Below are 12,814 nucleotides of genomic sequence, written 5' to 3'. Positions count from 1 at the left end.
TGAGGCTATAAATGGTGTCTTCTTCCGAGCAAAAGCGCTCTGGCGCGCAGGTGGCGATGCCGCAGCCTGTCGCGCGTGTGCTGCGCCGCCTGGGTCAGGACATCTCGGCAGCGCGGCGCATGCGCCGCCTGAGCCAGGAAGACCTGGCGCAGCGCATCGGCACGTCCTTGAGCACCGTCAGGCGCATGGAAGATGGCTATCCCGGGACCGCGCTGCACACCTTCCTGCGCGCGCTGCACGTGCTGGGCCGGCTCGATGACCTGGCCCAGGCGATGACCCTCGAGAACGATGCGCTCGGCATGGAACTGGTGCGGGAGCAGCTGCCGCGGCGGGTACGCACCTCTGCCGGCAGGAAGCGGCAGGCAGCACCCGTCGTTGACAAAGGCGATGCGCCCGCGCCTGCCGATGATCTGGAGGGCTTCTGATGGCAGCGCCTCGGCCCACACAACGTTCGGACCTCGAAGTCCACCTGGGGGCGAGCGGCTTGGTCGTGGGGCACCTGCATCTTGGCAGCGGCCGGCGCAGCGCGTTCAGCTACGACGACGGCTGGCTGCAGGATGCCAGATTCTTCACGCTGTCGCCCGATCTCCAGCCGGTGGCCGGCGTGCAGCATCCCCGTCAGGTGTTCTTCCTCGCGCTGGAGGAGCGAATCGACATGTGCCGCCCCTGGTGGAACTGGAGAAGGTGCTCCATGCGGCCCGAGCCCTGGAAGACGGAACGGAAAGCGTGCGGGACCTGCGCTACCTGCTGGGGCAAGGCACCTCGCTGGGTGGTGCCAGACCGAAGTCCACGGTGCGCGATACCGATGGACGCCTGGCGGTCGGCAAATTTCCCAGCCAGGCGGATCGGCGCGACGTGATCCGGGGCGAAGTGCTGGCCATGCAACTGGCGGACAAGGCCGGCATCCGCGTGGCGCCGGCGCGCGTGGAAGTGATCGGCGGCACGGCGGTCGCCGTCATCCGGCGTTTCGACCGCACCGACGACGGCGCTCGCATCCCCTACGTGTCGGCCGCAACGATGCTCCAGTCCAATGGCCGCGATGCGATCCATGCCTACACCGAACTGGTGGATGTGCTGCTTCAGTCGGGTGCCGATCCGATCGCCGACATCCATGAGCTGTGGCGGCGGCTGGTCTTCAATTTCCTGATCTGCAATACCGACGACCACCTGCGTAACACCGGCTTCCTGTACGACGCGCGCCAGCGCGGCTGGCGCCTGTCGCCGGCCTTCGACCTGAACCCGATGCCGGGCGACCGTCGCGAGAGCAAGACCTGGCTGACCGAGGACACAGGCGTCATCGACAGCCAGGACATGCTGATGGCCGCGGCGCAGTATTTCAGGCTGGCTGCGACTCAGGCTGACGCGATCTGGGGCGAGGTGGCCCAGGCTGTGGCAGGCTGGCGCGCAGTGGCCCTAGACTTGGGCATGCGCGGCATCGACCTGCTGGACTTCGAGCCGGCGTTCGTCGAATCGACCACGCCCTGACGCCATCGGCAGGAAATGCCGCTACGGCCGAGAATCGTCCTGGACTGTTGTGACCAACGCCGCGCATAGCCAGCGATAGCCGATGCGTTCCTGTTCCAGCCGCAGTTGTGGCCGGATTCGATCCTCGCGCAAGTCGTCGTAGAGAGCGGCTTCCTCATCGACCAGTCGAGACAAGGGCAACCTATGGCGTTTGCCTAGGGGCTCCTCACCCCACTGAAGTTCGTGGGCCATCAACGTAGAGTGGTCCATCAGGAACGAAGCGGCTAGCGGGAAATACTTGCGCAGGCTGTCCAGAATGGCAAAGCCATGGGTATCGATGTCGCCCCAGTAGTGCAGAGAGGCGCGATGCAGCCAGTTGGCTCGGGCGAGCGCTCCCCAACCATAGCCAGCACCGAACACGACGATGGCACTGGAGACCGGTGGGAACGCCAGGAAGTTAACTTCGTTTTCGGTGATGAAGACACGCTGCGCAGGCAGGGCAAGCGTGGCGAAGCTGTCCCCATCCAGGGTGATGTCGGTCAGGCCGGTGCAGCCGGGAAGCTGGGGCAGTTGCGGATCGAGCAAGCGCAGGCGGATGCGAACGGGCTTGCCGAGAAAGCCGTAGCGCCGGGCAAACCCCGCCATCCCGGCCGCAGCATGGTCGATGGCTTCAGTCGGCAAAGCCAGGTCCAGCCACTGAGCCAGCGTACCGCGATGGGCTTCTATGAACTTGCTGTCCACGCCCGGCGCGTCGACCTGCCGAAGATAGACGCCTGGGCGCGGATGGGCCTGCACCCAAGCCACCACGGCCAGCAGGCGCGGCCAGTGTTCGGCCAGTGCCAAGGTCTGCAACGGTGATCTGTGCAGCCACGGCAGCAGTGCGGGTTGCGCTTCGGCAGTTTGCTGCCAGAGCGCCTGGAACCGGTGGGCATCCCCGGTCTTGCCGATCATCGCCAGTGCGTCTTCCAGCGTATCGATCCAGAGCGTGTCCGGCAGGCGCTGCCGCCCCTGTACCCGGTGCGTCCACTCGCGCCACTCAATGCGCACGCGTGGCATGGCGCTGACGTCGCGCACCCAGCCGCGCACGGCATCGAAAAGGTTGCTGAGGTCGGCGGCGGACGGCGACTTCAGCGACAGCCGCAACGGCCAGCCCAGCGTGCCGTCGCCGACCAAGGCACGCAGCAACTCGCCGCGCTGCCACAGCCGTTCGATCTGCGCGCGAAGGTCGGCGGGCTGGCTCCATGTCATACAGCGCCTCCCGTGGTGGCGGCCTTCTGTGCCCGGTATTCCTCGATACTCAGGCTGCGCAGCCGCGACTCACGGCCGCCTTCGTTGTGCACGAAGCCGACGCTGGACACGTAGGGCTCGATGATATGGATCTTCTGCAGCGGCGTGATGATCAGCAGTTGCAGGTTGAGCTGGCGGAACAGTTCCAGCCCATACTGGGCCGATTCATCCGAGCCGCGCCCGAAGGCTTCGTCGATCACGACAAAACGGAACGAGCGAGAGCGCACCGCCCCCCATTCCAGGCCGAACTGGTAGGCCAGGCTGGCGGCCAGCACGGTATAGGCCAGCTTCTCCTTCTGCCCGCCGGACTTGCCGCCGGAGTCGGGGTAGTGTTCGTGCTCGGCATCGTCCTCGCGCCAGCGCTCGCTGGCGGAAAACAGGAAGCCGTTGCGCACGTCGGTCACCTTCTGCATCCAGCGCCGGTCGATCTCGGCCAGTCCCTCACGCCCCCGGAAGCGGTCGATGATGGCTTTGACCTGCAGAAACTTGGTCTCGGAATACTGTTCGTCTTCCGAGCCGCTCAGCGCGCCTTCGGTGCAGGCACGCAGATCCTGCAGGAAGTCGCGGATCTCCGCATCGGGGCTGGGTTGCGCCAGCAACCGGATGTAGCGTCCGGGGTTGTAGTCGATCACCTGCAAGGATTGGTTGATGACATCGACCCGCTCCTTGATCGTTTCCCGCTCGCGCGCGAGTTGGGCGTTGAAGTTGGCGATCTCGTTGATGGTATTGACGTTGAGCAGTTCCTTGAAACGCGCTTCGAAGCGCGGCAGGTCGTCATGCTGCAAATCCTTCATCAAGCGCTCGAACTCGGGCAGCGCGGCCAGGCTGATGTCGATCTCGGCGGTCTCTGCCTTGAAGGCCTCCTTGAAACCGCGCATGGCGTTGATGATGCGTTCGGTCAGGCGTGAGAGACGCTTGTCTTCGGCATCGATGCGCGCCTGCAAGCCATTGCGCACGTCCTGTTCGCGGTTGTCGCAGGACTCCACCGTGAGCTGGTGGTCGCCCAGGACTTCGGCGCGCCAGCCCTCAAGAGATTGCAGCAACATGTCGTCGAGTGCGGCTTGCGTCTGGATTTCGAGAGCCTGCGCATGCTGTGACTGGGCAGTTTCGTGTTTGCTGCGGATTTCTCCGCGTTTGCCTTGTGCCTGGCCAAGATCGCCTTCGATTTCCTTCAGGCGTGCAACGACCTGCGCCAGTTGGCTTTCCAGTTCCCGCAGGGTATCGGAGGCCGCCTTGAGGCGGTCGCGTTCCTCGGTCAGCCGGGCAATCTCGCGTGCCGGTGCCTGCCAGTCGATCTCGCTGTAGCGGGTGAAGACTTCGAGCTTGGCCAAGGCCTCCAGTTGCCCCTGGCATTGCCCGCGCAATCGCTGTGTGTTGGCAATGCGCAGACCGATGTCGTCCAGTCGCTGCTCCAGCCCCTTCCGTTCGTCGCGCAAGGTGCGCAGCTTGTCGGCGTTGCTCCAGCCCAGCACGTAGCGGCTGCGGTCGTCGATGCGGCGGCGGTCGTCCTTTTCGTGGCGTCCGCTCGGGTCCTTGATCTGTCCGGCGCGGGTGATGGCGCGGGTCTCGCGGCGGAACTGCTCGGTGTTGTCGCAGCAGGCCAGGTCGAAGCGGTGGTGCAGTTCGCGTTCCAGCCAGTCGTAGTGCGGCGTGTCGGGCTTGATGAGCAGCTTGCGCACCAGCGACTGGGGGTGCAGGCTGACGGCCTGCGTGGACTTGCGCGCACGCACGTGGAAGTACACCAGGCGCGTGCCAAGGTGCTGGCGTTCCACCCAATCGGCCACGTCCTTGTAGTGCGCATCCGGCACCAGCAGGGACAGGCCGAAGCCATGCAGCAGGCGTTCGGCCGCGCCCTCCCAGTCGCGTTCGTCCTCGCGCACCTGGATCAGTTCACCGGCGAAGGGCAGGTCTTCCTCGGCGATGGACAGGGCGGCGCACAATGCCGCGCGGATGCGCACTTGGGCCGCGTCGATATTGCTCTTGCGACGCGCAAGGCTGTCGATCTCGTCGCTGAGCGCTTTGTGTTCTTCCTGACCCCGCCGCAGCGCATAGCCATCTTCATTGATCTGCGTATCGTGGTCCGCAATGTTTGCGCGCAGCGCTTCGGCTTGTTCTCCGATGGTGGATCTTTGTGTCATGAAAGCAGCTTCGTCTCCCGGCGCTGCTTCGCCAATGCGATTCAATAGCGTGGTGTACGCGTCGGCTTTCTCCTGCCGCTGCTGTTTTTCGGCCTCCTGCTGCTGAATGGCGGCAGCGAGTTGTTGCAGCCGGTCGCCGCCGTTCTCGCGCAGTGCACCTTCGAGCTTCCCCTGCTCGATTCGGGCGTTGTCTCGTTGCGCTCCCAATTGCTTGATGCGGGCATCCCAGCGCGTCGCATCCTGAGTCAACAATTCCAGGCGCCTCTCCAGCAGTGCTGCCTTCAAGCCGGCGAAGTACGGGCGTAATGCATCGCGTCCTTCGCGCAGTTCCTGGATCTCGGCGGCGATTTGCCCGTGGCGAAGGCCATCCTCCACCAGCGGAGTCAACAACTCGATCTGGCGCTTGGCCTTGAGCACCGACTGGTGGGCGCGGTCGAGGTCATCGAAATGGCCGAGCAGTGCCTCGATGCGGCCCCCCACGTCGAACGGTTCGAGCATGTGGCTGCGCACGAAATCGGTCAGATTGCCAACCGATTTCATGGAAACCGTCTGATGGAACAGTTCCAGTGCCTGCTCGTGCTCGATGCCGAAGCGGCGGCGGAACCAGGCGCCGTAGGGCGGGAAGCTGTCGTTCAGTTCGCAACCCATCGCGCGTAACTTCTTGCGCAGGCCGTTGATGTCGCTGCCGAATCCGGAAAAGTGCTCGGTGATGGACAGTTCCCGCTCTACAGCCACGAACAAGCGCGCAGGCTGGCCCTGTGGTTCGCGAAACCAGAAGACTTGCGCCAGTGTGACCGCCTGGCCGTAGCCTTCGTTGCGGAATACACCCAGGATCACGCTGTAGCTGGTGTTGTCGCGTAGCGCCACCGGGCGGGCGCTGCCGGTGGTCTCAACGCGCTCGCTCTTGTAGTGGCCCAGCACGTAGGACCGCAGTGATCGCTCACGCGTCTCGGCGCCCGCAGCCTTGTTGTAGGCGATGCGTTGCGCCGGCACCAGCAGCGTGGTGACGGCATCGACCAGGGTGGATTTGCCCGAACCGATGTCGCCAGTCAACAGGCCGTTGCGCCCATCGAGTTCATAGCGCCAGACACGCCGGTCGAATGTGCCCCAGTTCAGGACTTCCAGCCGCTGCAGGCGAAAGCCGACGCGGCTGTCGTCGGCCACGAAATCGAGCTCCTGTGGTGAAAAATCGCTCATCTGCCGGCCTCCTTGTCGCGATCGGCACCTGACAATGCGGTGCGATAGCCCTCCAGGCGCGCATCGAAGTCGGCCAGCCACTGTGCATCGACGAACGCCTTGAGGATGCGCCGCACCTCGTAGCGAGGTGCCTGCTGAGCTGCGCCGGCAGCGGGCTTGAGCTTGCGCAGATAACCCAGTTCCACCACCTTGGTGATGGTCGAATCCACTTGGTCGATGAGGCGCGCCTCGTTGGTGCCGTCCGGCAGGAACACGCGCATCAATTCGGCGATCTCCTCGCGCGACAGCACCAGCCGGGTATCGCCGCCGCTGGCGTCGGATTCGGCCATGCGCTTGCGCAGCAAGGCCAGCATCAGGCTGACCGGGTAGGACAGCGGCCGTCGCGCGATCAGGCGTGGCGGACGGGGTGTGGCGTCCGCATGCTCCGGCTCCGGCTGACTTTTGAGGAAGGCGTAACCCTCGGCTTCGTCCAGTACCAGATCCAGCAACAGCACCGCCGCCTGCTCCCGCACCCGCGCTTGCAGGCTCAGCAGGCTGGCCCACAGGCGCTCGTCGTCCTGACGGTACAACACGCCTTTGAGCAAATGCACCATCAGTTGCGAGAGTTCCGCGACAACGGGCGGGCGGGACTCGGTACTGCCTTCTGGATCATCCTGGTGCATGTCGTTCATGGCTCTTCGCTCTATCCGTCGCAGCTTGCATTCAACGCGCAAAAATAACGCGGGGCATTCGCGCCCGCCGTCGTACCGTTGAGCCATCGCTGTCCTGCATGGCCCATTCGACGATCTCCTGCACATCGTCATCCACCGTGGCCCTGAGGCCATCCAGCCCGCGGCTGCCCGCGTGCGCCAGTTCCAGCCAGGTCACCAGCTCGGCCAATCCCTGTTGCAGCGGCTGCGTCTCCAGCAACGCGCGCAAGCTGATCTGCGACTGCTGCCGCAATGCCTGCCGCAGGGCCTGACGCAGGCGGGTCTTGTCCACGACGTGCTGGTCGAACAGGCGTGCGGTGTCGATGTCGTTGTCACCGTCCTCAAGGACCAGTTCCGCCAGGCGTGGCTTGGCATGAAGCGCGAACAAGGGGCGTTCCTGCGGCAAGGCGATGTCCGCGCCCATCTCGTCGAGGCGTATTACGTCGCCGGCCGGAGGCATGTCGCGCAAGGCCAGCGCCTTGGTTTCGATGCCGTGCAAGAGTTCGAGGATGCGGCGGTTTTCCTGGAAGGCCCGGTCATCCAGGAAGCGGCGCAGTTGTTGCGACAACTGCGCTACCGTGCGTTGGGTATGTTCGCCCGCTTCCAGCCAATCGTGGTGCACCCGGCGGGTGCGCGGCTCGGGATTGAGCGCAACCACGGCGGGCAGGCCGAGGATCTGGTCGAGCCGTGCGGACAGTTCTTCCTGGCGACGGCTGGACATCAGGAAGTCCCAGAATGCACGGAAGCTGCGCCCCTGGTCGGAATCCCCGATGGCGTCGCGCTCGCCCATGACCTCGTCGAGCAGCGCCCCCTTGCTCCCGTCCCACAACGCGATCTTCTCGCGGACGCTGCGGTCGAGTTGGCGGAAGTTGTGTTCCACCTGGCGAAAATCGCTCAGCAGTTCGCGCGCCAACTGCTGGAATTGCAGGAAGCGATCCTTGATGGCCGTGTCATCCATGAGCGGCACATCGCCGGACAGGACGCGGCCAATCTCGGCGTCGATCTCATCGCGCTTGCGGCGCAGTTCCTCCAGGCGCTTGGCTGGATCGGCCTCGCTTCCGGTGCTGATCTGCTCCAGCAGCGCGAACAAGGTCAGCAGGCGCGATTCGGTACCGACGAAAGGCCGTTCGGTCAGCGACACCAGCCAGGCGATGGCCTTTTCCGTGGCAGGGGTGAGATCGAACTGGGCCTCGTCGGTGCCGGGCTTGTAGAATTTGCGCAGCCAGCCCTTGTCCGGCGCGCACCAGTCATTCAGGTAGTCGGTTGCGGCTTTCGGATACGCATCGGCACCGAGCTGTTCGCGCAGGGCAAACAACTCGTCTTCCAGCATTTCGGCCAGATCTGCTTCGCTCGTCAGCCGCACGTTCGGTGCAACGAACACCCGGTACAGGAAGCTTGCTACCAATGGCGCATGTGGCGAGGCCAGCAGTCGCCATGCAGGATGCCGATCGCGGTATGTCGTGAGGGTGAGGTGGTCCAGTGCCATGATGGGCTGCCTATTCGAGCCGTTCGTTCACGACGACGTCTCGATCCGAATTTACGGATCGGCTCGCCCAGCAAGCGCGATTCAAGGCAGCATGGTCACTCATGCGAAACCGCCTCCAGGTAAGGACGCATTACATTTGCGACCCGACAGACCTCGGCATGGCGCCATAGGTCATCGGCTGAAGCCTTGCGTGTCCTCCAGGCAGCCTTCAGCGCCTCAATGGCCACGTCCAGGCCGATCTGGTTGCGGTGCTTGAAGCAGTCCGCCACGGTTTTTGCGGCACTGTAGATCCGCAGTCTGGCGCCGTCGCGTTCGTGCTCATCAATGCCCGAGGCATAGGCATCACCCGCCATCTGCACCATCTTGATCGGCGGGTTCCCGATACGTGGGGTGTGGCTGCCGCGAGGCATGGCAATCCAAACCTGGCGAGACAGTTGCGTGGTCAGTTCGTGGAACTGGAGTGCCGTCAGCAAGCAGAACACGGCTTTGGGAACCTTGACTGCGATAGTCGCAAGGTCCTCGTGCTCGGACATGGGGTTGCCTGGCAAACGGTAGAGGCCGCGCCCGACACGCTCCAACTGCCCGGAAGTGGACAAACGTGTCAGCACCACCCGCGGCGCGCCGATGGTGTCCAAGTCGCTGGTGCGCAGGAAGCCCTGCTTGTGGAGCAGGGCAAGAGCGCGCTGGGCATGTGAGGATCTTTCCATCGCCCCAAAGATGTTCCTTGATTTCGTTGACTTTATACATCAAACGATAGAATGAAACTCGTCTGCCTGGAGCGCACGTTGATGACTAATCGTGAATGTCAGCAGACAAATGCGGACAGGAGATGGTTGCCGACGCGGTACGCCCGGGACATAAGCTGGCCTAATTCCGTGGCACTAACGGAAGAAACTAGTTATAAATCAATAAATTGTTTGCGGCGTGATGTTCCCTTCGCCCGCTCCACGTCGACGGCACGCGCCGATCAAGCGCCAGCGGCATCCGCCATCCGGTGCAATTCGGTCGCCCGCTCCACCTCGTTCTTCGAGCCCAGGAACACCGGTACGCGCTGGTGGAGCGTCTCCGGCACCACGTCGAGAATGCGCTGGCGGCCGGTGGTGGCGGCACCGCCGGCCTGTTCGACGATGAAGGCCATGGGGTTGGCCTCGTACATGAGGCGCAGCTTGCCGGGCTTGGTCGGATCCTTCATGTCGCGCGGGTAGATGAAGATGCCGCCGCGAGTCAGGATGCGGTGCACGTCGGCCACCATCGACGCCACCCAGCGCATGTTGAAGTCGCGCCCGCGCGGCCCGGTCGTGCCGGCGAGAAGCTCCTCGATGTAGCGGCGCATCGGCGCTTCCCAATGGCGCAGGTTCGACATGTTGATGGCGAACTCGCCGGTGTCCTCGGGAATCGTCAACCGGGTGCCGGTGAGGACGAAGCTGCCCTGTTCACGGTCCAGGGTGAACTGGTAGACGCCCTGCCCGAGGGTGAGCACGAGCACCGTGCTGGAGCCGTACACGGCGTAACCCGCGGCGACCTGTCTGGTGCCCGGCTGCAGGAAGTCCGCCTCGTCGGGATTGGCACCCGGCGGGCAGCGCAATACCGAAAAGATCGTGCCGACCGAGATGTTCACATCGATGTTGGAACTGCCGTCGAGCGGATCGAACACCAGCAGGTATTCGCCCTTGGGGTAGCGGTTCGGGATGGGATGCGGGTGGTCCATTTCCTCGGACGCAAGCCCCGCCAGATGGCCGCCCCATTCATTGGCCTCCAGCAGAATTTCATTGGAAATGACGTCGAGCTTCTTCTGGGTTTCACCCTGCACGTTCTCGGTGCCGGCGGTGCCCAGCACGTCGCCGAGGGCACCGCGACCCACCGCGATGGAAATGCGCTTGCAGGCGCGCGCCACGACTTCGATCAGCAGGCGCAGCTGCGCGTCGATATGGCCCTGGTCGCGCTGGGCTTCGATCAGGAAACGGCTGAGGGAAATACCGGCGGAAGACGCGGGGACGGACGACATGGCGCCTGGGCTCCACGAAAGGGCGGGAGCGCCCATTGTCGCGGTTGCCCGAAGGGGAAGCCAGCCGCGCGGCGGGGAGGCCCGATCCGGGTGATAACCAACGATCGATCAGCGCGGGACGCTGCGCGCCGCGCCGTTGCGGCTATCCTCGCGCGCATGCCGCACGCGCCCTCGCCCGATCCACGCATCGACGCCCGCCCGCCCGCCGTCGCGCTGATGGGCCCGACCGCATCGGGCAAGACCGCGCTGGCGGTCGACTGGGTGGCGCGCTTCGGCCTCGGGATCATCAGCGTCGATTCGGCGCTGGTGTATCGCGGCCTGGATATCGGCAGCGCCAAGCCCGATGCCGCGCTGCTGGCGCGCGCACCGCATCGGCTGATCGATATTCGCGACCCGCACGAAACCTATTCCGCCGCCGAGTTCGCCCGCGACGCGCTGGCCGCGATGCGCGAGCTCCACGCCGCCGGCCGCGTGCCGCTGCTGGCCGGCGGCACCGGCCTCTATTTCCACGCCCTGCTGCACGGCTTGTCCGACATGCCTCCGGCCGATCCCGCGCTGCGCGCGCAGATCGGCGAAGACGCCGCGCGGCGCGGCTGGCCGGCGCTGCACGCGGAGCTGGCGCAGGTCGATCCTCAAGCTGCCGCACGCATCGCGCCGGGCGATCCGCAGCGCATCCAGCGCGCGCTGGAGGTGTACCGCGTCAGCGGCCGGCCGATCAGCCAGTGGCAGGCCGACACCCGTCGCGCGCCGTTTCCTTTCCGCGTGCTCAAGCTGGCCGTGGCACCCGCCGAGCGCGCCACCCTGCACGCGCGCATCGAGGCGCGCTTCGACGCGATGCTGGCCGCCGGATTTCTCGGTGAAGTGCGGCCGTTGGCCGCCGATCCGCGCCTGCACCCCGACCTGCCCGCGATGCGCGCGGTGGGCTACCGGCAGGCGCTGGAGCATCTGGCCGGCGAAACCACGGCAGCGGAGTTTCGCGACCGCGCCATCCACGCCACCCGCCAGCTCGCCAAGCGCCAGCTCACCTGGCTGCGCTCCGAACGCGACGCGCGCTGGTTCGACCCCGAACGCGACGCGGGCGAAGCGGATCAGGCCGTGGCGCAGTTCCTGGGGCACCGATCCACCGCCTCTTCGTAGGAAACCCGCGCTGCGGATGCGGACTCCACTGCTGGATACCGACCCACTCGCCAGGCTCAAACGCGCCGCGCCTCATCCGATCGCCGTCAGCCCGGTGCCAGCGCGGCCGCTGCGGCACCGGCGGCCAGCGATGCCAGCAGCCCGGCGGCCACGCGCTGGCCATAGTCACGGCCGCCGCTGACCACCGCCAGAACGGACTTGGTGCCCAGACTGGCCGCCAGCAGGCCGACCATCAGCCAGCGCCCCTGCGCCGCATCGATCGCGCCGCCCAGTCGCAGGCTGCCGAGGGTGGCGATGGACGCGTGCAGCTCGGCGGCGGCGGCGATCACCGCGGCCGCCATCGCACCGCCGCTCCCGATCCATTGGTTCAGCGCCGCGGCCAGCAGCACCAGACTTCCGACCAGCGCCGCGAAGCCCAGCGCGTGGCTGAAGCGGAACATGCGCGTTTCCGAGGTCGGCGGCGGCACTTCGTCCTCGCGCCCGGCGTGCACGCCCAGCAGGCCACCGGCCAGCAGCACGGCACCGACCGCCGCCAGCACCCCTCGCTGCTCGGCCACCAGCGAGGGCGACAGTGCGCCCAGAACCGGCACGCTCAGGCTCAGCGAAGCCAGGTTGGCCAGCAGCGCCGCCCCCACGGCCGAGCGCATGAGCTGCGGCGACTCTTTGGCGCGCTGGCCGAAACCCAGCACCGCCGCGGTCGAGGAGACGTAGCCGGCAAAGAAGCCCGACACCGCCAGTCCGCGGCGGTTGCCGACCACGCGCAGCGCAACGTGACCGAGTGCGCCAACCGCCATCACCAGCACCACCAAAAGCCACAGCGTGCGCAGGTTGAGCGCCTCGTAGGGGCCGAAGCCGCGATCGGGCAGCAGCGGCAGCACCACCAGCGCCGAGGCCAGCAGGAACAGTCCGTCGAATACCTCGCGCTCGCTCAGCAGCTCGCGGCTGAGCCGATGCAGCGACTTCTTGGCGAACAGCAGAACCGCCATCACCACCGCCAGTCCGGTGGCCATCGCCGGTGAACGCACCGCCAGCGCGCCCAGCAGCGCGGTGGCGACCAGGGCCACCTCGCCGGTCAGGCCGGGATCGTCCTCGTGGGTGGCGTGGTAGGACATCGCCGCCAGCAGCGCCACCGCCGCCAGCGTCACCAGCAGCACGCCGGTGCCGAGCCAGGCCGCAACCGCCGCCGCCAGCGCCACCAGCGCATGGGTACGCAGGCCGGCGGTGGAATGCGTGGCGTGGCCGCGTTCGCGCACCAGACCGATCAGCAGCCCGACGCCCAGCGCGGCGGAAAAGGCAAACAGCAGTTCGGCAGTGGCTTCGATCACGTCCGCTTCCGATGTGGACAAGCGCGCAGTCTGCCACGCGCCGGACTTCGTGACGTCGGCTTCGCGCGCGGAATGGGTCCGGGCCA

General features: G+C 65.9%; 10 protein-coding genes. 3 read left to right on the top strand and 7 right to left on the bottom strand.

The annotated features are described in order from the left end of the window. The first annotated feature begins 11 nt into the window (after positions 1-11). A complete protein-coding gene (locus WB794_RS06515) occupies positions 12-425 on the top strand; it encodes a helix-turn-helix domain-containing protein (protein ID WP_337335040.1) in 414 nt (137 codons plus the stop codon). Between the two features lie 232 nt (positions 426-657). Next, positions 658-1,485: a type II toxin-antitoxin system HipA family toxin gene (locus WB794_RS06510; protein WP_337335039.1), complete on the top strand. Its 828-nt coding sequence runs from the start codon at positions 658-660 to the stop codon at positions 1,483-1,485. A gap of 21 nt (positions 1,486-1,506) precedes the next feature. On the opposite strand, the gene WB794_RS06505 is transcribed toward WB794_RS06510, so the two are convergent. The 6 genes from WB794_RS06505 to WB794_RS06480 all read right to left on the bottom strand — a co-directional run bounded on the left by WB794_RS06505 (position 1,507) and on the right by WB794_RS06480 (position 10,266). Then, complete coding sequence (locus WB794_RS06505) at positions 1,507-2,712, bottom strand: DUF3322 domain-containing protein (RefSeq protein WP_337335038.1); 1,206 nt, start codon at positions 2,710-2,712, stop codon at positions 1,507-1,509. Beyond that, complete coding sequence (locus WB794_RS06500) at positions 2,709-6,086, bottom strand: ATP-binding protein (protein ID WP_337335037.1); 3,378 nt, start codon at positions 6,084-6,086, stop codon at positions 2,709-2,711. The genes WB794_RS06505 and WB794_RS06500 overlap by 4 nt, the downstream gene beginning before the upstream one ends. Next, the gene (locus WB794_RS06495; protein ID WP_337335036.1) at positions 6,083-6,757 is read right to left on the bottom strand and encodes a DUF4194 domain-containing protein; all 675 of its coding nucleotides are present in this window, start codon (positions 6,755-6,757) and stop codon (positions 6,083-6,085) included. Before WB794_RS06495 ends, WB794_RS06500 begins: the two co-directional genes overlap by 4 nt. A 31-nt stretch (positions 6,758-6,788) precedes the next feature. Further along, positions 6,789-8,255: a DUF3375 domain-containing protein gene (locus WB794_RS06490; protein ID WP_337335132.1), complete on the bottom strand. Its 1,467-nt coding sequence runs from the start codon at positions 8,253-8,255 to the stop codon at positions 6,789-6,791. Positions 8,256-8,356: 101 nt separating this feature from the next. Next, the gene (locus WB794_RS06485) at positions 8,357-8,968 is read right to left on the bottom strand and encodes a type IV toxin-antitoxin system AbiEi family antitoxin domain-containing protein (RefSeq protein WP_337335035.1); all 612 of its coding nucleotides are present in this window, start codon (positions 8,966-8,968) and stop codon (positions 8,357-8,359) included. A 260-nt stretch (positions 8,969-9,228) separates the two neighbouring features. Further along, positions 9,229-10,266: a class 1 fructose-bisphosphatase gene (locus tag WB794_RS06480; RefSeq protein WP_337335034.1), complete on the bottom strand. Its 1,038-nt coding sequence runs from the start codon at positions 10,264-10,266 to the stop codon at positions 9,229-9,231. Positions 10,267-10,422: 156 nt separating this feature from the next. On the opposite strand from WB794_RS06480, the gene miaA reads away from it, so the two are divergent. Further along, a complete protein-coding gene (gene miaA, locus WB794_RS06475; protein WP_337335033.1) occupies positions 10,423-11,403 on the top strand; it encodes a tRNA (adenosine(37)-N6)-dimethylallyltransferase MiaA in 981 nt (326 codons plus the stop codon). Positions 11,404-11,489: 86 nt separating this feature from the next. Here miaA and WB794_RS06470 read toward each other — a convergent pair whose 3' ends face one another. After that, a complete protein-coding gene (locus WB794_RS06470) occupies positions 11,490-12,728 on the bottom strand; it encodes an MgtC/SapB family protein (RefSeq protein WP_337335032.1) in 1,239 nt (412 codons plus the stop codon). Positions 12,729-12,814 lie beyond the last annotated feature (86 nt).

This window comes from Denitratimonas tolerans, assembly GCF_037203605.1.
GTDB lineage: Bacteria > Pseudomonadota > Gammaproteobacteria > Xanthomonadales > Xanthomonadaceae > Denitratimonas > Denitratimonas tolerans.
This window is presented reverse-complemented; position numbering and strand designations above follow the sequence as displayed.